The following is a 24840-nucleotide window of genomic DNA, read 5'->3' as shown; positions in this document are numbered from 1 at the left end:
GCTCAAAAGAATCAATATGACTGGTGGCAGTCCACATCCGCTTATGGCTATCTTAATCGGGGTGAATGTCATTCTCGGCGTCAGCTTAGCGCGAGACGCGGTGTGTATGCAGACTGCAAAAATCGTAATTTCTCAAGCGCCGTTTAAGGGCTTCATCACGCCTTTGACTAAACAGGATGCCGAAGCACTGGGAGAAGGTGCTCTGAAATAGACAGATCTCCTGCAAAAGGGATTGTTGGTACAAGGTCTAAACAGGTCGGCTGCGGTCTGTCGTAACGCTTTCTGAGCCTAATGCTTATTAGCTCTGGACTTACCAATTGCCGGTCGTTTTACTTTGATGCATTGGGCAAAGAGGTAAGGGTCAGGTCATTCGACATGTCAGACAAAAGCAGTCAAAATCGCACAGAAAAAATGTCTGGAAGGAAAAAGACAGAGCTGAATGCTCGATCGATCCTTGCCACTATCATGTCCCGCAACTACGGCGACATGAACACTATGACCTACCTGGCCCGGACAGTCGTAGCCTTAACGGGCGTTGTATGCGTCCTCGGGATCGCCCTTGTTTATGAGGCCACGCGGCCTCCGGTCATGCGCTTCTTTTCAACGGACGCCAGAGGCCGCATATCACCTCTGGTTCCACTTGATCAGCCGATTATGACTCGTGAAGCTCTTTTCCAGTGGGTCACAACCGAGGTTATTGGGGTTTACACCAAAGACTACGTCCACTGGAGAGAACAACTCACTGAGGATCAGGATGGATTTACACTCGGCGGATGGAAATCCTTCAGGAAAGACTTTGAGAAAAACTTCATCGAGCCGGTCATTGAAAACAATTACATCACGTCTGCTGTTCCGACGAAAGCCCCTATCCTTGTGGACAAAGGCGTGCGCGACGGTCGCTATGCTTACAGTATCCAGCTTGGCATCACTGTGACCTTCAGAGGCGGCATACATGAGCATTCGTCTTCTCAAAACTATATCATCAGCGTTCTCGTCGTCCGACAAAGTGAAACGGAGAATGAGAACGGGCGTGGCCTCGCGATTGCCCAGATAGTCGCGCAATAATCCAATTCCGGGCCTCCTGCCTGAGCCGAATAATGGGAGGATAAAACCCCTCCTGTTATTTTTTACTCGAAACTGCGACTTCTGATCCATACCATTGGTGAACACGGGCGAATTAGGCCTTGCGGAAATGGATTAAATGCGACCTGACCAGAATGCCGAACATGCAAAGGAGACGCTCTGCTTGCGCGCACAGGTGAACGCGCCGGTCATTCTCAAGGTGAGGATGATGTGCGCATGAAACGATCATCCATGATCCCACGTCTCACGCTGCCCGCCGCCGCCGCGGCTATGTCTGGGTGGATGTCTTTGTGCGCGCCCTTGCATGCTGAGGAACTCCCTCAGGGCTTTTTGCCTGCGGTAGCACCAAAGGAAATAGCCGGACGGGCAGCAAGCTCCCCTATATCCGACATCCAGCCTCCCGCTGCTCGCAGTGGCCCTGTGGTTGACCGCACACAACCGCAACCCCCACTAAATCCCCAGCCAGGCCCGCCTGTTCCTCCCGACGGAGGGGATGCACCTCCGGCACAGAACCCAACTGCCGCCAGAGATGATCGGCCTCCGCGTCAGGACGGCGGAGGGCGGATCGGTCGGAACACTCCGCCACCATCAATGGTTGCAGCGGACCATCCCGTTGATAACGCCTATGGAGCCAGCAAAGCCCAAAAAATGTATGCGGCTCCGCCCCCAGATTACGGGAATAGCGAGCAGAAAATGGATCCTCTGGGCGAGGAAGCTTTTGAAGCAGTTCTGAAAAGGATGGCTCCCATGTCCGACGATCAGATACGGAAAGAGAGATCTCATCTGGATTCACGTGACAGGGTAATGTCCGAGCCAGCTAACGGGGTTATTCCGACCCCACATTCAGGCACGATCTCCCTCTCGCTGAAACCTGGCGAAGACCCGCCCCGCATCGGTCTGGCACCAGGGAATGCTACCGTCCTGACATTCTACGACCAGACGGGCGCGCCATGGCCTATCACTTCAGTGACCTCCGGGAATTCGGATGCATTCGCGACGACAAAAGCCGGTCAGAATGGCAAAACCAACATGGCCGTAATCGCACCAAAGGCCAGCTACGGTTATGGTAACCTTGTGGTCACACTTGAAGGCCTTCCCGTCCCCGTTATTTTTTCAGTGGTGAACGGAAGCGGTGTTGTCGATTACCGAAAGGATATTCGCATTCGCGGCCGCGGCCCTAACGCCCAGGAAGACATAACGGAAGGATCGTCTCTCCAACCGGCGAACGACAAGGTGATTAACGAATTCCTTGACGATTTGCCCCCGAAGGGAGCTGTGGCCGTCAAAACAAGCAATCCCGACGTCGAAGCATGGCGCTACAAGCACCTTCTCTATGTCAGATCGCATATGATCATGGCCGCCCCAGACTACGTGCAGGACCACAAAAGTCCAGAAGGAAGTCGTGCCTATGCCATCGATGAATACACGCTTCGTGGCTCTCCGGTCCTTCAATTCCTGGTCGATGGTCGATCCGTGTATGTCGATCTCGACCTTGGCGATATTGAGTAAGGTGACTTCTGATGGCTGATGAAGACGATGAAAAGAAGTCACTTGTCCAGCGCCTTACGCAAGACAAGGCGGGACTAAAACTGACTGCAACCGCCCTTGTCATAGGCGGATGCGTTTTGGGCTATGGTTATTTTGGGAATTCCCATTCCAAGAGGATCACCCAAACCGCTGAAGAGCAGTCTGCGACAAGGAAAGTGGCTGGCATCAAAGAAGGGGCCGGAACAAAAAGCGCGATGTCGCCGGAAGACGCTCGCCTCTCCCATGAACAAACGAACATTGATATTCAGAAGGCTCTTAAAACGGGTGGGAGTGAGACCCCTCCTGTTCTGCCCCCCGTCGATGAACAACAGGCGCTACCCAGCCACCTGCCCGTAGACAAAGACGAAACCCCCTCTACGACGCAGACCGAAAAAAAGATGCCTGACTTCCCGATGCCGGACGAGGCCCCTCCGGTTTCCAAACCAGTTAAGACGGGGAAATCTGATACCAAGGTTATAAACGCAACCTCGCACCACCAGTTAGACCCTGAGCTACTGAAGTCTTATCAGGCAGAAGAGATGGCTCTGTCGAAATACAAAACGCCGGCGGTTACGACAGTGGCCTTTGAAGACAGAACCTCTGGCGCGACGTCAGCAGGAAGCAAGTCTTCAGGCGGCGAGACTAAGGTGTACGGCCTTGGGATTGGTGATGGCCATTATCTCGAAGAAAACGGCCAGTGGCATGATGCTAAGCAGGCGAGCTTGTGGCATGCTGGTTCTTCATCTTCAGGCAGCGCATCTGGAGATAAGTCTCCGTCAAGATCCTCGGATGCAGATGGGTCCCAATCTGACGATGCCAAATTCAAGCTCCCTGCACCGGGCACGATGCTCTACTCTGTCCTTCTGGGCAAGGTAGACAGTGACGCGCCTGGAACCGTGGTAGCTGAAATCCGGCAGGGCGCCTTTAATGGTGCCAGATTGCTCGGGGCGTTCAATTACACCAGAGACGGTGTGATGATCTCCTTCAAAACCATGACGTTCTCATACACAGATGAAAATGGTGAGAAGAGGCCGAAAACACTTCCTATAAATGCTGTGGCACTGAGCGAGAAAGACCTCAGCCCGGCCATGGCGACAAATATTGACCGCCACCTTGTTGAGTCTTTCGCGGTCAACTTCGCTGCAGGCTTCTTACAGGGCATGGGGCAAGCGGCAGCCAGCTCGGGTTCCTCTGCGAGCTATGGCGTCGGCGGGAGCACGTTCTCAAACGCCAAGCTGAATACTACCGACCAACTGCTCTATGGATTTGGGCAGGGGGCGAACCAGTTGTCCAGCACATTCCAAAGCAAATACGGAAATCTGCGGGATACAATCACCGTAAAAGCGCAGACACCCTTTGCGCTTCTTTTCCTCGCCACATCCGGAGAGCAATGAGATGACAGGTCACGCTTTTGAAGAAGACATGCCGGGTGGCAGCAGAGAAAGAGAACATGAGCAGAACGAGCACGTGGATCGTCGCGGGCGGGATGAAGCTGATGATGACGATGCACCGCCGCGGAGGGCCTCACGGCAGCGGCGGCAGGACGTCGATGATGATGATGATGACGACGACGATGAGGGTCAGGAACCCAAAAGCAAGAAGAAGCTCATTATTGTCGGAGGGGGGGCCGCTGTAGTTCTATTTGCTCTACTGTATACAGGTACGGGCACAAAACTCTACGATATGGCGACAGGCCAGAATGCCGCCCCACCGCCTGTAACGCACCATTCATCGCGGCCAAAACTGGCCAACCAAAACCGGGTGGCAAAACGGTCTGCCAATCAGAACGCGGATGAAGGTCTCCCCCAGACCGGAGGTGATGCCCAGGCCTTATTCCCGCCTTCAGATGATGATTCTGCGCCGCCTCGAACAGCAAGGCGGCGTATGGCTGCTCAGCAGCAGGATGCGGACCAGGACACATCCATGCCACTGCAGGCAAGGACGCCAGGGGATATGGAGCGCATGGGCCGCCCAGGCTCTGCAGATCCAATGGCGCCAGCGGCCTTACCATTCCCGGCATCCGGTGAGCCGCAGGCATCTGCAAGCGTCGGAACCTTCTCCAAGGACGTCGTCGACAAACTCAACTCGGTGCTGACGAAACTCGACGACATGACCAAAAAGATGGCTGAAATCGAGAAAATCAGCGAGAGACAGGAAGCAAAAATCGAGCAAGGGGCAATCGCTGTCGTCAATATGAGTGCGAAGCTCGACAGTCTTGTGGGCAGAATGAACGATCAGCAGGCGAATATTGAAAGCCTGAAAGACACGATCCACACCCCTGCGCCTAAGAAGGCGCCCGCCTCTGATGACACTGACACGAGCAAAACCGCTGAAGCCCCTCAGCCCAAGAAAACTGCGAAAAAGGAAGAGGCTGGTTCTTCACATTCGCACGTAATACGGGGCTATATCCTCAAAGGTGTTTCGGAGGGTGACCCGCCGACTTCGGTGTTCATCAAAACCCCGAATGGCGCCATCATGAAGAATATCAATGAAGATGTCGGAGGGAGCGCAGGGGTCATTAAGGAGATCCGGCAGATCAAGGGAGGCTCCTGGGAAGTGGTAACCACTAAAGGGATTATCCCGGCAGGATAAAATGGCGCTCAGACCCGAAAAAAAACTGCTCCCTCTCGTTCTTTCTGCCAAAGCCTCCAACTGGAGCGAGAGGAGGCACGATCAAGAGGAACTGGGGCGGGAGTTCCAGAAGGCTAAAGACAAAGCCCTTCAAAGAGATGGCTATCGCTGCCGTTTTTGCGGGTTTTACTCGCGTACCGACATGGAGGTCTCGCACCTTGATAGTGACCATGGCAACAATGACATCTCCAATCTGGCTGCCTCCTGCTTCTTCTGCCATTCTCTTGACCACATCGGACACTCCGGCTCACTGAAAGAAAGTGTTTTGATCTGGTTGCCAGAGATATCTCAGGCCCAGTTAAATCACATCGTAAGGACGTGTGTTGTCGCCCGGTTCACATGCTGTGACCAGCCAATCACAGCCTCCGCCAAGCCCGGACAGAAGGTATCGCCGATAGCTGAGGGTCCGAGTATATTGGCGGCAGCGGATGCTGTTATGGCAGCTCTTTCTGATCGTGCCGGCGAGGCCGAGAGGCTTGTCGGAACGTCTTCAGCAAAAGAGATGGGAAACATCCTTCAGGATATGGCCATACAAAGGCCTGATCTCTATGATCAGCGTGGCGAGAGGCTATATGGAATACGGCTCTTTAACCTTGGCGTGAAAATAGCGAATGGCAAAAACGTCATTTCAGACCATGTCAAACAATGGATTTCGCCTCAAGATTCCGGAGCCTACGCGACAGGCCTTAAGGCGGACACATGGAAAAATATCATGACCTCAGTGCTGGGAATCAGTCAATTCTGATTTTCATGCTTACTTTTTGACTGTTAATTCCGCATATTTTTTAAGCCAGTCAAAGAAAAAGGTCTTTTGAAAAATGTCAGAAACGGCGTCAACCGCATCAAAACCCCGAAAAGACGAAGAAGATCTGCGATTTGGAGCGGTTTCTTTTGACGACCCCAAAGACCCAACGTCCGGCTGGATGGCTATTGAGGGTGATGAAAAAGCAAAGCGCGTAGATGCGCTGCATCAGATGCCTAGTGATGTAATCTTCTGGACTAATATTCCCTACAAGGAGTTCTTTTCCGGGGCCGGACGAACACGCAGTAACCTTCGTCACGCAGAATATCTTGTCTGCAAGCCTAGCGAAATTCTTGCCGAGTGGGGCTTTGCTGAGAACACATCCAGCGCCACCACACCAACGTTGATGGCGGTCATGTTTGCTCGGATCGCCAAGCTTGCATTCGGCATCGCCGTGAAGTGCAATCCATCTTTACGGATGAGCACATTTTTCACTGGCACCACACTCATCAATGATGTCAGCTCTTTCCTGCCAGATGCCGAATTCGCTGAGAATGAAGCTGTAGAAACCTGCGTTGCCGACCGAGGGTTTGTGCGGTTAACAGTCACCGGAGCAAGGGGACCAAAGGGAAGTCCAACTTTCAAGCTTCGCCACCCCAGGCTGTCCTACGCGCGCAATCTTCTGGAGACTATGTCCCCCGTCGGGCCGTTCAGTTTTGTTGATGTGGAAGAGATCTCCAAAAAGAGGAGCAATGTTGCTTCCTGGCTTTGCAGCCAGAGTAAACCCTTTGTGGCCGAAATTGCTGTCGACGACGGATTGCCTGACGAAGCCACGATCTATGGCTTCGGTAACTCGACAAGCAAAAACAAGCTCATCAGAAACTGGGTCTCTACCCCGGAACTGAAGGAGCTTCTGACGGTTTACAAGAAAATCACTGTTCGCAACATCTGGATGGGCGAGAAATATCAGCGCCTTTCCGATGTCCTGCCCGAACCTGTAATGAAGTTTGTCCGGGCCAAAATAAGTTTTGGCTCATGGTCGGCCGGTATTGTCGCAGAGACAATCTGGAGGGCCCTGTGCGCACCTGATAGCCGCCGCAGAGTGCCGGGCGAACAAAGGCCTGACACGAGTTGGAGGGGAGCGTGGCTGATCGCTCACGACAAAGTCGCATCATATCGAGCAGCGAAGTATCTCTATGATCGCAACCATATAGCTCCGATGTACGGCTATGGATGGCTGAATTGCGCAGTGCCTCCAGACGTCGTGGACGATCTGATACGCGATGGGCTGGCCTGCGGGGTTATCCCGCCCATGATAGACGTCCCAGACAATTTCATGCGCGCTGGGGATGCCTATTCCTGGGGTGGGGACCCTGAATCAAAACCCCTTACAGACTGTATCTTGCAGAAGAGACAGAAGCTCGCATGGAATACTGACGAGGTTCGGGTACTACCACCGGGGCCTAAACGAGATGAACTGAAAGCCAAAATCCAGTCTGGTTTGGCATCAGGAAAAATCTGACCTTTCAGCATAGTCTGCCTTGCACGTCCTTATGCTATGATTAATCCATGCAGAGAAGGCTGCCGTCTAATAGGCCGCAGCCTCTCCATGAATTAAATCAGGTTTGTGCAGGGGATGCATATCATGACAAATGTTGCCGAAGCGGCAGAACAGGGCACAGTCGAAGCGGGCGCCACAACAACAGTTGAGCCTCAGGCTGCACAGCCGGAAGCCGCCGTCACTACTGAAGCTGCTTCGGCCCCCGAAGAAGAGGCTGCCCCGACCCCGCATTCCGGAGGGGCTGAGGATCGGGTCGCTGACGAACGCGTACGCCAGCACCACGAGGAGCAGATGCAGAACCGCATCAACCTCATGCGGGCGATGATGCTTTCCGCAAGCGGCCTTTCGAGCAACGACGCCCCCTCACCTGACCAGCCACCACAGATGCGTCCTCGCTTACGGCTGCCGAGATTTTCCGGCCTGGGGCAGAAAATCAAGGAGCGCCGCGTCGAGCGCGCCCTCGAAAACTACACGATGATGCTGGCCTCAACCACAAGACTTTCTCTGGCCGCAGAGGAATACAACAAATCTGTAGGTGAGAAGTATCCTGAATTCTCTCAGCAGATTAAGCACTACGCTGATGAACGTGGTGTCTCGGAGGACCGCATCGTGCAGATGCTGAAAGACCCATCTTTCGACCAGAGGGAGCTTTCATCCTCTGATGGTCGCTCAACCCTGGCGGCTGAAATGCAGAGCGTGGCGTCAGATCCGGAACTTGTCAGCATGCGGCAGGACATGAGGGTGGATGCTGATCGTCTGATGGGGAATATGGATCAGTTCACCTCTTGGAGCGATAGCGTCAAAGATGGCAAAATGACTCCTGAGGCTCAGGCAGCAGCCAGGGGTATTATGACGAACCTGAACGTTGACATAAGAGAGGCCGTGGCAGAGATCGATGGCCTCAAGGCCGAAGAACCTGAGAAGCCAGGTCTAATCGAGGACATGCGCGACAACCTTCGCAATATGATGACCAAGCTGACTCAGACGCTTGGGCGCATGCTTGGGGTCAAGCCTAGCTCGCCCGCTGTTGGGAATGAGCTGGAACCATCCGGCCCGGCGCCCTCTGAAGAGCACGCTCCAACTGCTTAATGCCCCAATCTGTGTTCTCATTGAGAACTCGCTTTAATAAGGTCAGGCCTCCTATTATGCCGACATTCGCTCAATATGAACTTTCGATGCCTCATAACATCCTGATCGCAGCATTCGACGGTCTTTCTGACGCAGACTTTTTGAAGCTCGTGGGCTTGCCAGAAGACACGAAGATCAAGAGCCGTTCTCGCAGCTCATGGTCCCAGGGAAGGTTTTTGGCCAAGTTTGACAACTTCGATCAGTATGTGGGGGCGAATCTTGCTGCCGGCAGCAAGATCGAGGAAGGCAGTTCGGCCGTTGCCTGCATGATGAGCGCTGGAACGAATACAGCAACAGGTGGCACACGGCTTTCGTATATTTCACCTTCGCGCCGAGTAGACACACCGTTAGGTTCTATCAGTGAGGCCGAACTTGCCTCCCCGAAAAAGCTGTATGCAGCGCAAAACGTGAGAATTGCGTTGTGCACCCATTACGAAGATATACTGGCGGACACGGCGTCTCCCGTCACCTGGATTGACGAGGCAAAAATCTGTCAGGACCTTCCTGCTGCCGAGGCACATTCCCTTTCAACACTTCTCAATCGCATCAGAGCCGAGACCTACGAGCCAAAGCCTGGTCAGACACATTACCCTCATGGTGAGGTGTCTCTTGGGGAGTTAATGCCCATAATCGAAGCTGCCGGCCCTGCCCTCTTGGAGCAGAGCATGCTGCACTCGCATTGTGACGCCCAGCGGGAGGAACCCCAGCCTGAAACGTCCACGCCTTCCCCCTGATACATGGCGTCTGTGGCGCACTTTGAAAAGGCCCGGAAGGCACAGCCTTCTCGGGCCTTTTTCATGATCTTTTTATCCTTGGCATATTGACTTTTCCATTAAATTGACACTGCTATTCCTTGATTGGAAATTTATTGTGGGACCCCGAATTATGACGCCTAGCCAATTGGCCGCACGCATTGTGTCTGAGCTGAAAGCGGGAAATCTGGCCGACGCGGCAAGGTTGTCAAACTTTATCATTCCTATAATTGGTCAGGCTATGGCCTCGCAGCAGAACCAGGAAGATATAGACCGACTGAGAGGGATGCACTCAGCACTTCACAACAGCATCACAGTTTTAGGAAGCATCATCCGTCAGTTGCAAGCGGCTTGCATTGTGAACCCTTCCTCCAGGAACAATTTAGTAGCCCTCATGCACGCAAAAAATCTCGATGCCACCCTAGCCACATCTGCTGGAATACTAGGGAATTTCCTGTTGGCGCGCGCTTAGTCTTGCCAGAGAGAGGGCAGATCAAAAGCGGAAACTTACCTTGAAAATCAATTTTTGTGGGATTCTGCAACGTAGTTCTGTTTTTGTTCCATACCCGTAGAACCGACACCATGCTATGATACTCTCATACGAAAGGCCCATGGTTAGGGCATAGAGACATACTGAGCTTGAATTATGGCTAACGCTGAACACGACAACAACAAGATGCCCGAAAGCATGCGGAGGCTTAGCCTGGATGGAGCCGGGAAGCTAATTCCCGTGTTCATGGAGCATGCCGATGATCCGGACCCGACCTGGAAGCTTTCCTTGCTTGCTAATCGTCTCTGTGCGATCAGCGGCGAAAAACTGGGCGAAACCGTTTCCTTCATTTGCACGCCCGACGAAGCAGAATTAAAAAGTTATCGGTCCATGCCGATACGGCCAGAATGCGCTGATTATATCCTGCGATGCCGTCCAGATGTGGTCGAGCTTCTTGCGCCAGGTGGACCTGGTTTTTTCGTAAGCCACACTACCGACAATTATGCCTTCAACCCCTCGAAAATGGGTTTTGAAGCCACGGGGGGTGTTGTGGAAAGATTCTGGGATGAAGGAAAAATTATACCAGACGAAATCATATTGTCCTTGAAAACCCTAATGGGCCGATAAGGAACTGAGAGGTAAACCTTGGAGCTTCTCTAGGCACTGACTGAAAAAGACAAGAACCAAACGAAAATTATTGAAAAGGACAAGGTCTTGTGTAACATGCATCCTGTCCTTTCAATCTTTTTCTGGATTTTTCCATGAACGCAAACGAACTGATCGCCCACACCGCGGTAGGGGCCGATATCCCCAAGTCGACGGCAGCCAAAGTGATCGATGCTTATCTTTCCGGCATCACGAAATCCCTGAAAGAGGGGAAAGACGTCACGCTGAGCACAATCGGCAAGCTGTCCGTGAAAGAAACTTCTGAGCGCGCTGGTCGAAATCCGGCTACGGGGGAGAGCATCACTATCCCTGCCGGTCGGAAAGTGAAATTCACGCCGGCAAAGGCGCTCAAAGAAGCTCTCTAAAAGAGCTTCGGGGCATTACACCCATTGAAGGGGGGAGCGTTCTACGCATCCCCCCTTTTTTATCAAAGCATCCCGTCCGAACCATCAAATTTCAGCGGTTCGGCATCAATAATTACCCCATCACGCTTCCCGGCTTCAGGATAGGTCGTCAGGCCTTCCAGAACATTTTTTGCACATTCCAGTAACGGCCCGATAGGCACATCACAATCAAGGATCGCGCTGATCCCATAGCGCTGCGCTTCATTTGCCATACGGATGAAAAGAAGCCTGTCCTCTTTTGGAACTGTTCCGTTGTCGTCCGCATTCGCCTTCTGAATCAGGTTCCACAGGTGGTTATTCATAGCGAGAATAGGACGTCTCTTTTGAGAATCCGCGGAGTGCTCCACGGTCGTCAACTTCCGTATCAGGATGCGAAAAACTTCTGCGTCCGCCTCCCTTCCAGTCAAAGCTGAGCCAGCAACACTTTTATAAGCTCGAAGAGCTCTGTTCATTTCTCTGCTTTCACTCTATCAGGAGGCTGCTGAGGTGGAAGAGACCGTCGAAACATCGGCCATGGGGACTACAGCGCCGCCCATTTTGATGTAGATGTCGTTTGCGCCTTTGGTAACACCAGTGATCGTGCCATTCACATTGAACGCCACATCAGAAGTCGTCCCACCACTGTCTACTGTTTTCACTGAGACACTGTAAGCACCATCAGGCATGGTATTCCCGGAATTGTCCTTGCCGTCCCATTTCCAGGTATTGGTTCCGGACGAAGACTCAACAACATCGTCTTTGACAACCTGACCAGCGGAATTCGCCACTGATACGCCTACGATCTCTCCGCTGACTGCACTGAATGATAGTGAAGCACTTCCATTTTGAAGCGGTAGAGTGTTCGTCGATACAGAGGCAGTTTGCCCGACCATAGCCTTGTCAGTCGTCAACTGCCCCTCCGCCTGCAATGAGATTAAGCGTGTCAGGTTCGTATTGGTTTGAACGGACTGCTCAACATTCGCGAACTGAGCAAGTTCGCTCGTCATATCGCTGGTGTCGGCAGGCTTGCTTGGATCCTGATGCTTTAACTGCGTCGTAAGCAGTGTCAGGAACTCGTTCTCGTTCCCCGCGAGAGAGGCAAAAGCCCCTGCTGAAGCTGTTGACGCCGTCGTCGATGCGGACGTAGCCAGAGAATTAGATCCCGTTTTAGCTGCAGTTTCCGTGGCATTCAACAAAGCTGAAACAGCAGATGATGCCGATACGGGGGTAGTAGAGGTCATTGACAATCCTCGCGCGCTAATCACACATCCTTTCAATGAAGGATTATACTGTGATGTTAAGGCCGCTGTTAGTTGAACCATTTATTCCCGATGAACCGGCATTCAGCGTTGCCGGGCCGGAAGGAGCTTCACTAAGGATAGGGTAATCCCCTACCGGATTTGAAGGTATATTTTTCGGAGGCGAGTTCCTTTGATTACTCTGCCCCCCTCCGGAAAACCCCTGCCCGTCCCAATCCATCATATTCTGCTGGTCTGAACCTGCACCGGATCCGTTGGGATCAGAGTTGGTGGCGTTAGAGGCTGTGACCTCAATCTTCATATGTGAAGTATTCACACCGGCAGCTTCCAAGGCTCTTACGAGATCTGCATGGCTCTTCTTAAGTTCATGAGATGTCGCCTCGTTCTCGCTTTCAAGCATTACCCTGGACGTGCCATCATTATCATTGGTGACCTTGATTCTAACCTCAGAGGAGTTAGCTGTCTTGACTGTCATGCTTAGTGTGCGCCCATCGCCCCCCGCTCCTTCCGACCGTACCGACAGTCTCGACACTGGATTAGCATTACTCGCAGCATAGGGCGTGTCTGCCTTCGGCGCTTTTCCGGCTCCGCTTTTTGTGGAGGCTGCCCCCGTGTCTTGATAGCCGATATTCTGTGACGACTGAGCAACTTGCTGTTCAAAGGATACAGACTGTGAAGGCTGCATCCCGTCCTCTGTGGCCGCAGGCCTGGATGGTTCAGAGGCACGATGATCGGAATTGCCGCTGGACTGCTCCTCGCTCTGATCTTGAGTCTGTTGCGCCATTTGCTCTGACGCTCCAATACCTAATGGCGAGAACGCATCTGGGCTTTCTAATTTCTTATCTTCGGCACCATTTACGGATGAAACCCCTACCCCTTCTCTGCCGGCGGACTTCTGTGCCTGGGGAAATGTGGCTGGCGCTATCGCGGTTGTTTGGGCCTGGCTCATTCCTGACAATTTATCAGTCTGAGAAGTCACACCCTGCCCCGAAACCCAATTCTGGGAAAGGTAGGTGTTTAGGTCGATGTTACCTCGATCATCATTTGATGGATCAGTCGTCGAAATCCGATCAGTGCCTGACGCTGGCGTAACGGAGATTCCGGAAACGACATTTGCATCCAAACCCGTCAAAGCTGCGTTTGGGGTGACCGAGGGGGCGAGAGCACCCCCATATGAAGGCGCCACTGCATTTCCTGACACATCAGAAACAACACTTGAAACCGAGGCTGTCGAAGTCAGAGCAGGGGAAGCCTGTGCGGGATTGGTGCTGGCATCTGCAAGTCCAACTTGAGTGCCCATACCAGCATTCAGTGAGGGTGGGCCGACAGGCGGTCGCCCTGACTGGCTGTCCACTAGAGGTGTCGCCAAACCTGAGGCATTGGCTGCTGGAAGAGGTTGCTCTGCCGTCCCACCGGACAGGTCACTCAACAGGGTATCCTGTGCAGCCTTTCCATCCATAGAGGCGCTATGAGCCACACCAGCCTTTTGGTCTGCCGGGCCGATGTTTTGCGGTCCTGACAGGCTAGGTGCTCCAATGAACAGGGAGCCAATAAAGGCCTGGATTACTGACGAAGCAATTTCATTAGCATCGCCATCATCCGCTTTTTGATTGCCCCTGTCTTTCTCTGTAGCGTCCGCATCGACATCCCCTTTGGCCGGAGCCTGGGCTGTCAGAAGGGGGCTTATGATGTCTGTTGAGGCAGTATCACTCTCAACTGCGGGGCTTTGATCACTCCCCCCATACTTAGACGATGATGACGCGCTCTGAGTATCCCAGACCCGATGATCGGACTGCTTTTGAACAGGCTTAGCGTCTGAACCATCAGATGCTGAGGCCGCAGCCATCCCTCCCTCCGCAGTCGAGGTTCCGTCGACTAAAGGGCCGGCACTTTCCCGATCATTCCCCTCCTGCCCATCTTGCTCCTGACCGCCCTTAGTCGAAGCGGGGCGCGCAGGCGAGGGGTGACTATGAAACTGATCATAGACATCAGAAAACCTCGCAGAACCTGTAATGAGCGGCGCGGCCGCCTGAGCGGCTGTGCGCTGATTCGAGGTTGTAACTGCAACAGTGTTCACAGTGCCTGCAAGGTTTTCTATCATGCCAGTCTCAGCTTAGGGTTCAGAGCTAGTGATATTTTGGCAGACCACGTCCATTTCCTGGAAAGTTGGCATGAACTCCTCCGAGATTGATTTCCGGCCAATCTCAATGCAGATCTGTGGCTGTAGGCCCTGCGCATATGCAACTAGCACAGTCCTTACCACATCTTGATAGCGTCCGTCTTTCTCAACAACCTCTTTCATCTTTGCCGCCAGTGGCCCAAAGATGCCGTAGGCCATTAGAACGCCAAGGAATGTCCCCACCATGGCGCCACCAATCATCTCGCCCAAAATTGCAGGGGGCTTATTGATGGAAGCCATGGTCTTGATAACACCCAGAACGGCGGCCACGATCCCAAGGGCGGGTAGAGCATCTGCGAGGTTTTGGATGCACTCAGACATATGCAACTCTTCATTCTGAATCTTTTTCAATTCAGACGCCATGACGTCATCAAGCTGGTAGGGGTCTTGCAAATCCCCGGATAGGCGCAGGTAGTCACAGATGAATGATACCGTTTTTTTATCCTTCTGCACCGAAGGCGTCAGGGTGAATATGCGACTACTTTCTGGATTTTCGTAATCCTCTTCAATCGCTGGAATGCCACCTTTTGATGCTTTTTTCATGATCCTCAATAAAAGGGTCAGCAGGCTTACATAGTCATCCTTGGTATATGTCGGCCCCTTAATGACCATCTTCACATAATGCATCAGATGCTTCAAAGATTCCTTCGTGTTGGCCATGACGAAGATGCCCACAGCCGAACCAAGGATTGTCAGAAGTTCAAAAGGCATGGAGGCCATGAGTGGCCCCAAAGCACCGCCTGAGGCCGCGAACGACCCGAATACGCACAGCAGGGCGAAGATCAGTCCACCAATGAACAGCATTTCAAACTCTTTCTAAGAAATAAGTGCGAAGGGACCGCCGCAGAAGCCGCGGTGAATCAAAACGGTCTATTTGACGGGAAGCTTGGCCTCACCTGCCAGCAACGACGACGGAATGGGGTGTGTCCTGTGTATAATGAGGACAACCCGCCTGTTCTCAGCGGCGCTCGGCTTTTCAGGAACAGCTAGATTTCTATCTGATTTGCCCACTACGCTATCAATATTCTTGTCGGGGTAACCAGCCTTGACCAATATCTCGCGCGCGGCATCCGCCCGCATTTCAGATAGCGTCCAGTTTGAAAGTCCCGGCTTGCCATCCTTACGAAGATGGTATGGGACTGCGTCCGTCTCGCCAACGATAGAGATCTTCTCTGGCAGCGGAGAAAGCCATTTCCCAATTTCGGATAGCATTGCCGATCCCGCCTTGTTCGGGGCAATCGCTCCCGTGTCAAACATGGGGACCTTGTCGGTGTCACGCATTTCGATCCGGATTTCATCAGATCCAACTTCAAACGAGATATTATCCTTGATCTCGCCAGCAGCGTCTGTGGACTTGATCCCATCCTTAATATTATCCAAGGCCTCTTCTATGGTTTCGTTCTCTGAAGCGGCCTGTTGCGCAACGGCGGCCTGCTCGGACCGTCCCGCTCCCTGCCCGATAATGCCAATACTCTTGGATGCGCCACTGTTAGGCCCTCCGATGGGAATGATCGCCGGAGGTCTGGGGGTAGCTCGGTCCTCAATACCAGAGGTGATATCCTCGTAAGCCTGCTTGTCGGCCTGGCCAGCACCACCCTGCAAAGTTTCCTGATCAGCGTTTTTGACCGTCTTGAGTGAAGACGGGTCATTAATAGGGGAAGATTCCAACATTGACTGTGTAGCTGCTGTAGAGGCCGCTTTATCCGCCATAGGATTGAAGAACTGGGCTATCCCTTTCTTCTGCTCCTCTGTTGTCGCATTGATCAGCCACATCAAGAGGAAGAAAGCCATCATCGCCGTCATGAAGTCAGCATAAGCGATCTTCCAGGCTCCCCCGTGATGCCCATGCCCACCATCCTCTATGCGCTTGATGATGATGGGCCTTTTTTCGTTCTCTTTAGGCATTCCGTCGGGTTGTCCTGTCTACTTGATAAAACTCAGGTGTTACTCTGCAGCCCGATAATCAGGATGCGCGCCGCGTCTTGCAGTCGATCCCAACTCGCAGCTCAGGATTGCCAGAAAAGGAGGCAGGACCGGTATGTTTGAGAATGATGCTGGGATCTGCCCAGATCTCGCCATCGATATCTGTCCACCTTTTACAGAACGAGAAATCCTCGCTGAGGTACGTCCCTGTAGCCTTATCGATCATGCAATCGAACAGAGCGTAGTGTCGCCGACCTTCACCAGATTCGACAGCATCTATCCTTCTGTATTCCAACTCGGGATAGGATTTAACCATCTTTTCGATCGCCGAGCGGCTGACCATCATGAAACCCGTTCCCACGTAAGGGACCCGGAGGATACCCCCCTGCGACGGCGTTTCACGCATTGCCTGCGTTGCCCCAACATAACGCAAAGAGGCAGTTTCAGGCTTCTCCCCGGCAATCATGTTGGTCCTGGTCTGCTGATCCCAGTAGCGTTCCCTCAAAGGGTAAAGTCCGCCAATAAAATCCTTTCCGGATTGGAGCAACTTCGCAGGAGCACTGGCATCAAAGGAAATGTCAGCATCCACAAACAACAGGTGTGAAAAATCGGATTGCTCAAGGAATGCTGACAGGAGTGTACTGCGCACCCGAGGGAGCAAAGCATCATCACCTATGTGCATGATAGTGAACTGGAGGTTATCGGCGGAGCAGATCGTGGCCCCTAATACCGACATCATGTAGCCAGAAGTAACCTGCTGACCATAACACGGTGTAGCAATGAAAATCGAACCGTCCTTATTGAGTGATTTTACTTTGCTTTCTTCCTGCAACTGATCTCTTCCTTAGACAGAAACGCGTGTCGTTTAGAGGTTCTTCCCCTACGGGCCTGGGGAGGCCTCATTCACTAAGCGTTAACCACCGGATTTTGATTTCTCAAGAACGATCTGCAAGCATGGATTTTCTCAAGTTATACTATGGTTTTTCTTTTTTTTATTTTTCTCCTCAGCAAAAACTGACCGCGAGAAATGTCATCTATCTCATTCTGCTCTTTTCGCTGGCGGTCAGCCCGGTCTTCCGCCTCCAGCGTGCGAATAAGATCGGCTGTGGCCTCAAGCTCCAGGTTGGCCGCCGCGAGGCGCCCTCGGCACTCACCTGTTTCCTGCTTCGCCGAACTAAGCTGATTTTCCAGAGATTGGATCTCAGATAATGCATCTGGGAGCCATTCTCGAAAGGATTGCTGCAAAAGAAGCGCGTCCTCGCCAATTCCGTGAGGGAGGACCTCATCCCTCTGTCTGGCGATCTCCTTTTCCCCCTCTGCTATTTCCTGCAGCAGGCGCGCCTCTTTCGCCATGCAGGACGCCATATCAGCCTGAACCTTCTCAAGGGCACTTTCCTTGATCCGGCTCAGAACCCTGAGAGCGCGAAGCCTATCCTCATGCATGGCCGTTAATGCCAGTTTCCACCATCTTCAGACATCACCTTGAGAAGACCATTGAAAGAGTCTTCGAGTGTGACTTTTTCAGTTTTGCCCTGGCTAAGGAATGCGTCGATTTTTGGACCCACAGCAATAGACAGATCCGACATAGGGTCCATACCCATCTGGTAGCCACCCAACCTGACCATATCTCTGACTTCACCCCATGTTGATAGAAGCTTGCGCGCTTCGATCACCAACTTATTTTCGGGATCCGAGTTACACCCAGGAACCGAACGAGATAGGGATTTCAGAACGTTAATAGCTGGGTATCGCCCAGCCTCTGCAATTTTCCGTTCCATGACCACATGACCGTCCAAAATACCCCTTACGGCATCTGCTACCGGCTCATTGTGATCATCCCCTTCAACGAGGACAGAAAAGAGCGCCGTAATCTGTCCGGCATTCCCATCTGCATCCATAGGTCCGGGGCCGGCCCGCTCAAGCAGCCTTGGCAATTCAGCGAAAACACTTGGCGGATACCCCCTGGTTGCAGGAGGCTCTCCTGCCGACAGACCAATCTCGCGTAGCGCCTGACAAAAACGGGTCACACTGTCCATAAGCAAGAGAACTGACTTACCCTGGTCCCGAAAACGCTCTGCTATGGCCAGAGCCGAATAAGCCGCCTCCCGGCGCATGAGGGGGGAAGTATCCGATGTGGCCACTACAACGACGGATCGAGACAACCCATCCGGCCCAAGGTCATCCTCAAGGAACTCTCTGACCTCTCGGCCGCGCTCACCCACCAGAGAGATCACAGCAACGTCACAGGCGGTGTTCCTCGCAAGCATGCCCATAAGAGTGGACTTCCCCACCCCGGAGCCGGCGAACAAGCCGAGCCTTTGCCCCTGCCTGCATGTCGTGAACAAGTTCATCGCTTTGACACCCAAGTCGATCCTCGGCCCCAACCTGGCCCTCCCTGCCGCGGCAGGTGGTGAGGCGTGAACACGCCTAACATCTCCGCCAGGAGCAAGATCACCCTTCCCATCAATGGGAATGCCAGAAGGATCGACTACTCGCCCGAGCCATGAATCATTGATCTGCAAAGCCCCTCCGGACAGAAGCCTTCTCCGCTCTTTGTCATACAGCGGGAAGCTTACCTGACACCCGGAGCCAATACCTTCCATCGAGCCATAGGGCATTGCGATGGCGTTCTCGTCCTGGAATGCCACTATTTCTGCGGAAACATTCTCTCCATCAAGAGACCGAATGATTACCCTGTCACCTACGCCAGTATACTCTGACAACCCACTGACTGAGACAGATAAACCCGCTATGTCCTGCACGCGCCCATGAAGGGTAGCAACATTCACTCCGGCTATCGTTGGGGCGATGGACTCCTCGATGCCAGATAGGCGCGCCTGTGCGCTTCGTAATGCCCCCTCTCCGACGTCTATGGCACTACGAGCCCTGGAAAAAGCTTCTGTCAGTTCCGGAGGAATTTCTTGGGGAATAGACGACAACTGCAGCATCCCGGATTGTAACTATGAAGAAGGCGCAACCGAAGTTGCGCCCTGATCATCTGCCGTCAGTTAGCCTTGCCCGTCAAGGCAAGGATTATTTGGCCCTTAGCGGCCTGGCATCATGATCCGCCAAATAGCGCCAGTATTCCGTCATCCTCATCGCTTCCAAAAAGATCGAGAAGGGTGTTCGGCTGGTCATTGTCGATATAATCAGGATTCATTTGAATCCCTGTGAGGTACTGTTCAGCGTATTTTTCGACGCCTTTCGGAGTAGAAATGGCCTTCATGTCCACTTTCTTCTCCAGGATGCTCTGCTGCTGCCTGAAATCCAGTGCGCCAAACTGGTCAGGATTATAGCCACTGACTACAATGGCGACCTTGAGTAGGGTTGGATCGGACATCAGTTGGTTGAGAGTCGTGACCTTTCCCGAGTTCATGACCCGCGTAAAATACAGAGCGTTGCCAACGCCACTCTTGGCCAGATCCTTGCTGCTCTCATATTGAGACAACTCAAAGGAATTCACAGTTGAGCTTATCAGGTCGGAGGTGAACGGTGTCGCTGCAGCAGTTCCTTTACCCTCACCCATCGCAGACAATGCTGTGGCCAAGTTAGTCCACGTCGCTTTGCCGGCCTTTTTCGACAGAGACGACGATGCGCTAGGGTCTTGGGTCAACAGATCCCGCTCGATGGCGCTTTCGTTCGCCAGAGTTTTTAGGTTGTAGGCCCCAAGAACAACCTGATTGGCCGTGTAATCCTTGATCAGTCCGTCTGCCGTCGTGATCGTTGGGGCTTTATTTTCAAAATCAGCCACCTCACGACCAGTCGTGGGGTCTGTTTTGGCATACGTCTGAGCTGCGCGAGCTTCATCTTTTTCTGCAGTCAGATACTGCGATACTGGCGATATTCCGCTGATTGTCATCACACACCCCCCTCATGTCACATATACCAAAAGCCTCCTGCCACAGATCCATCTGTTCTCACCTGAACAGATATCTTTAGAGGCCAAATAATCTAACCATTGCATACAGCTTTCTGGACCATAGACTTAAGAGGTTACAAAAACATTGCGGCAGACCAAAATTTAGATACACCGCGCAAAGCCTAGGGAATCTGATGCAAAAATACGTCATAAGCCTTGATCGAACTCCTGAACGCCTTGCTCGCTTCAGGGCGGTGAACGCCCACGTTGAAGGGATCACCCACGCCCCAGGGATTGATGGCAAAAACCTTGACCTTGAAGAGATCAAGCAGAAAGGTTTTATTGACGACAACTGTCAGTTCACTGCTGGAGCTATCGGGTCCGGCTTAACGCACGTCTCGTTATGGGGCGCTGTAGCCAAAGCAGGATCTCCGGCGCATATCTTTGAGGATGATGCCTTCCTCTGCAAAAACTTTGAACAGGAAGCTGACCATATTATCGGCACCCTTCCCATGGATTGGGATATTATCCTTTGGGGCAACAACTATGATTCCATGCTCCAATTTGAGCTGATCCCAGGAATCACTGACTGCTTCATTGGGTTTTCCGAGGATGATGCTCGCAAAGGCATAATGTCCTTCCGCGACATTGATATTACCGCCCTGCCCTTCAAGTTAAAGCAGACCTTCGGCATTTGCGGTTATGCCATATCACCTAAGGGCGCCAGAGAGCTGATGCAGCGGTGCTTGCCGTTCACCACTGTGAATTTCCCCCACTCATGTCTTGGCGGCCGCGTCATCCCGACAAGCAGCGTCGATGTCATGATGAATATGCACTATAGTCAGATGATGTCTTATACGTCATTCCCGGCGCTGTGCCTTACTGACAACGTCAAAGCAAAGAGCCTGAACACCTGATGCGCACCAAAAGCCTATGCCAACGCTCTCGCGGCCACTTCATGGCGATCACTTTGCTTCTCTTGGCAGGTTGCTCTCCCGCGAAGCAATATCTCCAGGCCGACACATCTTTGTCCAAGGCCGGGTTTGTATCCCATTACAGCGACACAACCGCGCGGTACGCGATGATGAACCTTCTGCCTCCGGGCAGAATGACCTTCCGCCTAGCTCCGGATGGCTCCAAAATCTATCTTTATTCAGACCCCATCGGCTGCGGTTGCGTGTATATGGGAGATCAAAGCTCCTATGAAACCTACAGAAGCCGGAACCCCGGCATCCCGACACTTGACGACATGGCCGCGGAGATCAGGCGGGATACGACCGCATGGGATTGGAGTGCATGGACGCCCAGCGCTGATCCCGGCAGCAACCAGCCCAAGCATATGATCGGAGCTTACTGGTAAGCCTTATCGTGCGGAGGGGCTGTCATAACGCCCCCCCTCACGCATCTCGCTGGTGAGCTATCATGCCCTCCGTCTTGCCAGAAACCGGCTCGCCTTTAGGCCCGTAACCAGAAAAGCCCCCTTGCACGGCGCTCTCAACCAGCATCCTCATTACGACCTTCTGGGCAGCAATCGATGCGTCTAGAAGGACAGTGTTTTCCTGGACAGCCAAATTGAACCTTTTCTGCTCCGCCCCGATCCGCTGCGATATCCCGTTTGCATAGTCGCCGGATGAACTAAACACCTCGAATTCTTTCTTGAGATTTGCGAGGGATGCCGTCTTCTCGGGCAGGAGTTTCTGGACATCCTGCAGGCTGACAGCCTTGAGAAATTCGTTCTCTTTCTCCAGGATTTCCGTTGTCTCGGCAAAAGCTGATATCAGCCTGTCCTCCAGACCGGCCGCGTCTCCTGTCCTGGTAGATCTGCGAAATATCTTTCCGATATCCTTTACAGTGACTGGCGCTTTCATCGACGGCTACCCCCTTTCTGCATCTCTACCATTTTTTGGTAAACCCGATGGGCGATCCCAACACCACCGCTGTTCGCTATCTGTTTTCCAAGCTCCATAACCTGAAGGGACCTGAACTGTTTTTCAGCAGAGCCGCCCCCGAAAGGGCCGGACGATGTATCGACAGTATCAAACATCGGCTTGAGCATTTCCCCTAACGTCACGGCCTCAAAATCTCTCGCAGTCTTTTCAATCTTCGGGTCGATTTTTTTTTGCTCTTGCAGATCCCGGTAGTGCGAGGGACCAGAGTTCATGGCTGTGATGCCTGACATTATCTAACCTCCAGATCAGCCTGTAAGGCCCCATCAGCCTTAATGGCCTGTAGAATGCTGATCATATCCCTCGGCCCCATCCCAAGCGCATTCATGCCCGTAACAAGGCTGGACAGAGTTGGCCCTTCCTTAAGAATGCCAAGTCGCTCCTGGCTTCCTGTGGTGGCATTAACCTGCGTACGAGGCACCACAGCCGTCTGCCCTCCGGCAAGAGGGTTTGGCTGCACAGCCTGTGGAGTTTCGGCCACCTGAATGGTCAGATTGCCTTGTGCAATCGCCACCGTCGAAATCCTGACATTGCTGCCCATAACAATCGTGCCGGCCGCCTCATCTACAATGACCTTGGCCATCGTGTCCGGCTCAATCGTAAGATCGCCGATCTCATACAGGGTTTGCGCAGCCTTTCTGCCCTGAAGATGCACAGCCACAGTGCGGGGGTCATCAACTTTGGCAACGCCCTTCCCAAGATTTTTATTGATGACGTTGGCAATTCTATTGGCCGTGGTGAAGTTGGGGTTCTTCAGAGACAGGTGAATAACGCCGCTGGAACCCAGCAGAACCGGAACCTCCCGCTCTACTGACGCACCGTTGGCGATATGGCCGCTCGTTGGAACGTTTCTGGTAATGGAGGCCGAAGCACCAGTCGCCGTGAACGCATTCGTCACCAAAGAACCTTGGGCAACAGCATAAGTCTCGCCATCTGCGGCCTTAAGCGGGGTCGCAACCAGCGTCCCCCCCGTAAGACTTTGCGCGTCACCCACCGCTGACACTGTCACATCAATATGGCTGCCGCCGTGCGAGAATGCTGGGAGCCATGCCGTTACCATCACTGTTGCGACGTCATGGGTCTGCAACTGGATCGAGCGGTCGCGGATATTCACGCCTAATCGATTGAGCATCCCAACCAATGTCTCGCGTGTGAACAGGGTGTTAGTCAGACGATCACCGGTGCCATTCAGACCGACAACGAGACCATAACCCACAATTGGGTTGTCTCTGACCCCCTCGTAGTCCACGATATCCTTGATCCGAACTGATGCCGCGTGCGCAGTAACCGGGACCATCTGCCCACAAAAAACGGCTGTCGCCGCCGCGACCGCCATCCCTTTGCGGAAGATCCTCCTTGCGAAATTACTCATCCGCGCGCCCCTTCTTTTCCATCAGATGACGACACGCCTTGGATGAGGATCTGCACCTCAAATTGTTGCTGTAGGAAGATGTGACGTCTGTAGGGTCTTGTATGCACGCGATACTGCTCCAATGCCATCTGCTTTCTGAGAGATGGCAAGATTATCCAGTTGTTTTGTCGCAAGGATATTAACCCCCTCACTATCATTCAACCGGAAAGGCGGAAAAGGCTTTGGATTTTGTTATTCCAAAAGATATAAACTCCTCATGTCATGCCCGCCGCCACCCTTCATAAAAACACGCCTGTTCGGGGCGTTCGTAGGAATAGTCTTTGCCTTGGCTCCGGCTCTGGCAGAAGGAAGGACTATTGAGGGTGGGCAGTGCGTTGCCGCCACCCAGCAGGTCGAGCGCGGACTTCATATCCCCGACGGTTTTCTGTCAGCCATGAGCCGGGTGGAAGCAGGGAAACAGGAGGCAGACGGCAGCATTGTACCGTGGCCCTGGACAGTAAACGCTGCTGGCGTGGGTCATCACTATGCGTCAAAGCAAGAGGCAGTGGCTGCGGTTGAGGAGTTCCAGAAGGAAGGCATTCGCTCAATCGATATTGGGTGCATGCAGGTGAATATAATGCATCACCCGGACGCATTCTCAGACCTGAATGCGGCATTCGACCCCTATACCAACTCAGCCTATGCAGGCAGATTTCTTACTCAGCTTTTTGACAAGATGGGCAGTTGGCCAAGAGCGGCGGCCGCCTATCACTCCCAGACCCCAGGCGTCGGGGAGCCATACCAATGGAAAGTACTAGAAGCATGGGCGATTCCGCAGGATGAGAGAGGAGCCAGGCCGAACAGACAGCTTCCGCCAGCTCATCCAGCTCCGCTGCCGGCCCCCGTGGTGGCTGCCAGCCAGAATATTGCCCCTACAGTGAGTTCTTTCCGCCCGTTCCGACCTTTTACAGGAGTTTCCGGAGGACTATCCTCCACCCCTCGGCAGGCCGACAAATTTAGCTCTGGACGCACTCTGGCCTCCTACAGAGCCAATCCAACGCATATGGTCTCTATGACCCCCAGGCCGCAAATATATTGATAAGGACCGCGCCCTAGATGCCACCCTCTGAAGATCAGATCACAGACGAGCTGATAACCCCTCACCCTCAGTGCCTGCGCTGCAACGGAACTGGCTGCCACGCGATATGGCATAAGATTCGAGAGGGCGATGAATTCCGCACCATAGAGCGATGCGCTTGCTGCTCATCCCCTACATCGGAGTGCGAGTTAGAGGCCGCTTTAGATAAGCTTCCAGTATCAGACGCCTTGAAAGAGGGTATAAGAACCCTTTTCTCAACCT

General features: G+C 53.1%; 27 protein-coding genes. 14 read left to right on the top strand and 13 right to left on the bottom strand.

Annotation, left to right across the window (positions count from 1 at the left end; genetic code table 11):
• Window positions 1–16 precede the first annotated feature (16 nt).
• The 11 genes from AD930_RS07780 to AD930_RS07725 all read left to right on the top strand — a co-directional run bounded on the left by AD930_RS07780 (window position 17) and on the right by AD930_RS07725 (window position 10945).
• Window positions 17–211 carry a hypothetical protein gene (locus AD930_RS07780; protein ID WP_061505765.1) on the top strand — a complete coding sequence of 65 codons (195 nt, stop codon included), beginning with the start codon at window positions 17–19 and terminating at the stop codon, window positions 209–211.
• 164 nt (window positions 212–375) lie between these two features.
• Window positions 376–1065, top strand: coding sequence for a DotI/IcmL/TraM family protein (locus AD930_RS07775; protein ID WP_167375158.1), 690 nt, complete (start codon window positions 376–378; stop codon window positions 1063–1065).
• A 234-nt stretch (window positions 1066–1299) separates the two neighbouring features.
• Complete coding sequence (locus AD930_RS07770; protein WP_082781759.1) at window positions 1300–2592, top strand: DotH/IcmK family type IV secretion protein; 1293 nt, start codon at window positions 1300–1302, stop codon at window positions 2590–2592.
• Window positions 2593–2603: 11 nt separating this feature from the next.
• Window positions 2604–4004, top strand: coding sequence for a DotG/IcmE/VirB10 family protein (locus AD930_RS07765; RefSeq protein WP_061505762.1), 1401 nt, complete (start codon window positions 2604–2606; stop codon window positions 4002–4004).
• 1 nt (window position 4005) lies between these two features.
• A complete protein-coding gene (locus AD930_RS07760; RefSeq protein WP_061505761.1) occupies window positions 4006–5202 on the top strand; it encodes a hypothetical protein in 1197 nt (398 codons plus the stop codon).
• A 1-nt stretch (window position 5203) separates the two neighbouring features.
• Complete coding sequence (locus tag AD930_RS07755; protein WP_061505760.1) at window positions 5204–5986, top strand: HNH endonuclease; 783 nt, start codon at window positions 5204–5206, stop codon at window positions 5984–5986.
• A 73-nt stretch (window positions 5987–6059) separates the two neighbouring features.
• Window positions 6060–7505: a hypothetical protein gene (locus AD930_RS07750; RefSeq protein ID WP_061505759.1), complete on the top strand. Its 1446-nt coding sequence runs from the start codon at window positions 6060–6062 to the stop codon at window positions 7503–7505.
• 114 nt (window positions 7506–7619) lie between these two features.
• Window positions 7620–8633 carry a hypothetical protein gene (locus tag AD930_RS07745; RefSeq protein ID WP_061505758.1) on the top strand — a complete coding sequence of 338 codons (1014 nt, stop codon included), beginning with the start codon at window positions 7620–7622 and terminating at the stop codon, window positions 8631–8633.
• 56 nt (window positions 8634–8689) lie between these two features.
• A complete protein-coding gene (locus AD930_RS07740; RefSeq protein ID WP_061505757.1) occupies window positions 8690–9406 on the top strand; it encodes a hypothetical protein in 717 nt (238 codons plus the stop codon).
• A 664-nt stretch (window positions 9407–10070) separates the two neighbouring features.
• Window positions 10071–10541 carry a hypothetical protein gene (locus AD930_RS07730; protein ID WP_061505755.1) on the top strand — a complete coding sequence of 157 codons (471 nt, stop codon included), beginning with the start codon at window positions 10071–10073 and terminating at the stop codon, window positions 10539–10541.
• A 134-nt stretch (window positions 10542–10675) separates the two neighbouring features.
• Entirely contained in the window at window positions 10676–10945 is a 270-nt protein-coding gene (locus tag AD930_RS07725; protein ID WP_061505754.1) for an HU family DNA-binding protein, read from the top strand.
• Window positions 10946–11007: 62 nt separating this feature from the next.
• Here AD930_RS07725 and AD930_RS07720 read toward each other — a convergent pair whose 3' ends face one another.
• From AD930_RS07720 to AD930_RS07680, 9 genes are all read right to left on the bottom strand, one after another.
• Window positions 11008–11436, bottom strand: a complete 429-nt coding sequence (locus AD930_RS07720; RefSeq protein WP_082781758.1) for a flagellar biosynthesis regulator FlaF — start codon at window positions 11434–11436, stop codon at window positions 11008–11010.
• 18 nt (window positions 11437–11454) lie between these two features.
• Complete coding sequence (locus tag AD930_RS07715) at window positions 11455–12204, bottom strand: flagellar hook assembly protein FlgD (RefSeq protein ID WP_061505753.1); 750 nt, start codon at window positions 12202–12204, stop codon at window positions 11455–11457.
• 43 nt (window positions 12205–12247) lie between these two features.
• Entirely contained in the window at window positions 12248–14323 is a 2076-nt protein-coding gene (locus AD930_RS07710; RefSeq protein WP_061505752.1) for a flagellar hook-length control protein FliK, read from the bottom strand.
• A 12-nt stretch (window positions 14324–14335) separates the two neighbouring features.
• The gene (gene motA, locus AD930_RS07705) at window positions 14336–15205 is read right to left on the bottom strand and encodes a flagellar motor stator protein MotA (protein ID WP_061505751.1); all 870 of its coding nucleotides are present in this window, start codon (window positions 15203–15205) and stop codon (window positions 14336–14338) included.
• A 66-nt stretch (window positions 15206–15271) separates the two neighbouring features.
• Window positions 15272–16306, bottom strand: coding sequence for a flagellar motor protein MotB (locus AD930_RS07700; RefSeq protein ID WP_061505750.1), 1035 nt, complete (start codon window positions 16304–16306; stop codon window positions 15272–15274).
• A gap of 58 nt (window positions 16307–16364) precedes the next feature.
• Complete coding sequence (locus AD930_RS07695; RefSeq protein WP_244150529.1) at window positions 16365–17156, bottom strand: hypothetical protein; 792 nt, start codon at window positions 17154–17156, stop codon at window positions 16365–16367.
• Window positions 17157–17293: 137 nt separating this feature from the next.
• Entirely contained in the window at window positions 17294–17677 is a 384-nt protein-coding gene (locus tag AD930_RS07690) for a flagellar FliJ family protein (protein WP_156476927.1), read from the bottom strand.
• Window positions 17678–17772: 95 nt separating this feature from the next.
• Window positions 17773–19113 carry a FliI/YscN family ATPase gene (locus tag AD930_RS07685; RefSeq protein WP_456303501.1) on the bottom strand — a complete coding sequence of 447 codons (1341 nt, stop codon included), beginning with the start codon at window positions 19111–19113 and terminating at the stop codon, window positions 17773–17775.
• Window positions 19114–19382: 269 nt separating this feature from the next.
• Window positions 19383–20183, bottom strand: a complete 801-nt coding sequence (locus AD930_RS07680) for a DUF1217 domain-containing protein (protein ID WP_061505748.1) — start codon at window positions 20181–20183, stop codon at window positions 19383–19385.
• Between the two features lie 194 nt (window positions 20184–20377).
• On the opposite strand from AD930_RS07680, the gene AD930_RS07675 reads away from it, so the two are divergent.
• Window positions 20378–21100, top strand: coding sequence for a glycosyltransferase family 25 protein (locus AD930_RS07675; protein WP_061505747.1), 723 nt, complete (start codon window positions 20378–20380; stop codon window positions 21098–21100).
• Window positions 21101–21141: 41 nt separating this feature from the next.
• On the top strand, window positions 21142–21543 hold the full coding sequence (locus AD930_RS07670) for a hypothetical protein (RefSeq protein WP_244150528.1): 402 nt from the start codon (window positions 21142–21144) through the stop codon (window positions 21541–21543).
• 37 nt (window positions 21544–21580) lie between these two features.
• On the opposite strand, the gene AD930_RS07665 is transcribed toward AD930_RS07670, so the two are convergent.
• The 4 genes from AD930_RS07665 to AD930_RS18290 form a co-directional block, all read right to left on the bottom strand.
• Window positions 21581–22051, bottom strand: a complete 471-nt coding sequence (locus AD930_RS07665) for a hypothetical protein (protein ID WP_061505745.1) — start codon at window positions 22049–22051, stop codon at window positions 21581–21583.
• Window positions 22048–22362, bottom strand: a complete 315-nt coding sequence (locus AD930_RS07660; RefSeq protein ID WP_061505744.1) for a rod-binding protein — start codon at window positions 22360–22362, stop codon at window positions 22048–22050. Before AD930_RS07660 ends, AD930_RS07665 begins: the two co-directional genes overlap by 4 nt.
• Complete coding sequence (locus AD930_RS07655; RefSeq protein ID WP_061505743.1) at window positions 22362–23501, bottom strand: flagellar basal body P-ring protein FlgI; 1140 nt, start codon at window positions 23499–23501, stop codon at window positions 22362–22364. Before AD930_RS07655 ends, AD930_RS07660 begins: the two co-directional genes overlap by 1 nt.
• A gap of 259 nt (window positions 23502–23760) precedes the next feature.
• Window positions 23761–23910: a hypothetical protein gene (locus AD930_RS18290; RefSeq protein WP_167375157.1), complete on the bottom strand. Its 150-nt coding sequence runs from the start codon at window positions 23908–23910 to the stop codon at window positions 23761–23763.
• A gap of 24 nt (window positions 23911–23934) precedes the next feature.
• Here AD930_RS18290 and AD930_RS18500 point away from each other — a divergent pair, with 24 nt between their 5' ends.
• Window positions 23935–24579 carry a transglycosylase SLT domain-containing protein gene (locus AD930_RS18500; RefSeq protein ID WP_167375156.1) on the top strand — a complete coding sequence of 215 codons (645 nt, stop codon included), beginning with the start codon at window positions 23935–23937 and terminating at the stop codon, window positions 24577–24579.
• Window positions 24580–24840: the final 261 nt, after the last annotated feature.

The sequence above is a fragment of the Acetobacter malorum genome (genome assembly GCF_001580615.1).
Classification (GTDB): Bacteria; Pseudomonadota; Alphaproteobacteria; order Acetobacterales; family Acetobacteraceae; genus Acetobacter; species Acetobacter malorum.
This window is presented reverse-complemented; position numbering and strand designations above follow the sequence as displayed.

Bases quoted from the DNA above. Each gene is read 5' to 3' on its own strand.
- AD930_RS07715 (WP_061505753.1), bottom strand. From the start codon at position 12,204: ATGACCTCTACTACCCCCGTATCGGCATCATCTGCTGTTTCAGCTTTG.
- AD930_RS07765 (WP_061505762.1), top strand. From the start codon at position 2,604: ATGGCTGATGAAGACGATGAAAAGAAGTCACTTGTCCAGCGCCTTACG.
- AD930_RS07720 (WP_082781758.1), bottom strand. From the start codon at position 11,436: ATGAACAGAGCTCTTCGAGCTTATAAAAGTGTTGCTGGCTCAGCTTTG.
- AD930_RS07700 (WP_061505750.1), bottom strand. From the start codon at position 16,306: ATGCCTAAAGAGAACGAAAAAAGGCCCATCATCATCAAGCGCATAGAG.
- AD930_RS18290 (WP_167375157.1), bottom strand. From the start codon at position 23,910: ATGAAGTCCGCGCTCGACCTGCTGGGTGGCGGCAACGCACTGCCCACC.
- AD930_RS07755 (WP_061505760.1), top strand. From the start codon at position 5,204: ATGGCGCTCAGACCCGAAAAAAAACTGCTCCCTCTCGTTCTTTCTGCC.
- AD930_RS07730 (WP_061505755.1), top strand. From the start codon at position 10,071: ATGGCTAACGCTGAACACGACAACAACAAGATGCCCGAAAGCATGCGG.
- AD930_RS07690 (WP_156476927.1), bottom strand. From the start codon at position 17,677: ATGGCGAAAGAGGCGCGCCTGCTGCAGGAAATAGCAGAGGGGGAAAAG.
- AD930_RS07675 (WP_061505747.1), top strand. From the start codon at position 20,378: ATGCAAAAATACGTCATAAGCCTTGATCGAACTCCTGAACGCCTTGCT.
- AD930_RS07680 (WP_061505748.1), bottom strand. From the start codon at position 20,183: ATGACAATCAGCGGAATATCGCCAGTATCGCAGTATCTGACTGCAGAA.
- AD930_RS07770 (WP_082781759.1), top strand. From the start codon at position 1,300: ATGAAACGATCATCCATGATCCCACGTCTCACGCTGCCCGCCGCCGCC.
- AD930_RS07745 (WP_061505758.1), top strand. From the start codon at position 7,620: ATGCATATCATGACAAATGTTGCCGAAGCGGCAGAACAGGGCACAGTC.
- AD930_RS07740 (WP_061505757.1), top strand. From the start codon at position 8,690: ATGCCGACATTCGCTCAATATGAACTTTCGATGCCTCATAACATCCTG.
- AD930_RS07780 (WP_061505765.1), top strand. From the start codon at position 17: ATGACTGGTGGCAGTCCACATCCGCTTATGGCTATCTTAATCGGGGTG.
- AD930_RS18500 (WP_167375156.1), top strand. From the start codon at position 23,935: ATGAGCCGGGTGGAAGCAGGGAAACAGGAGGCAGACGGCAGCATTGTA.
- AD930_RS07670 (WP_244150528.1), top strand. From the start codon at position 21,142: ATGGCGATCACTTTGCTTCTCTTGGCAGGTTGCTCTCCCGCGAAGCAA.
- AD930_RS07710 (WP_061505752.1), bottom strand. From the start codon at position 14,323: ATGATAGAAAACCTTGCAGGCACTGTGAACACTGTTGCAGTTACAACC.
- motA (WP_061505751.1), bottom strand. From the start codon at position 15,205: ATGCTGTTCATTGGTGGACTGATCTTCGCCCTGCTGTGCGTATTCGGG.
- AD930_RS07750 (WP_061505759.1), top strand. From the start codon at position 6,060: ATGTCAGAAACGGCGTCAACCGCATCAAAACCCCGAAAAGACGAAGAA.
- AD930_RS07775 (WP_167375158.1), top strand. From the start codon at position 376: ATGTCAGACAAAAGCAGTCAAAATCGCACAGAAAAAATGTCTGGAAGG.
- AD930_RS07655 (WP_061505743.1), bottom strand. From the start codon at position 23,501: ATGAGTAATTTCGCAAGGAGGATCTTCCGCAAAGGGATGGCGGTCGCG.
- AD930_RS07725 (WP_061505754.1), top strand. From the start codon at position 10,676: ATGAACGCAAACGAACTGATCGCCCACACCGCGGTAGGGGCCGATATC.
- AD930_RS07760 (WP_061505761.1), top strand. From the start codon at position 4,006: ATGACAGGTCACGCTTTTGAAGAAGACATGCCGGGTGGCAGCAGAGAA.
- AD930_RS07660 (WP_061505744.1), bottom strand. From the start codon at position 22,362: ATGTCAGGCATCACAGCCATGAACTCTGGTCCCTCGCACTACCGGGAT.
- AD930_RS07665 (WP_061505745.1), bottom strand. From the start codon at position 22,051: ATGAAAGCGCCAGTCACTGTAAAGGATATCGGAAAGATATTTCGCAGA.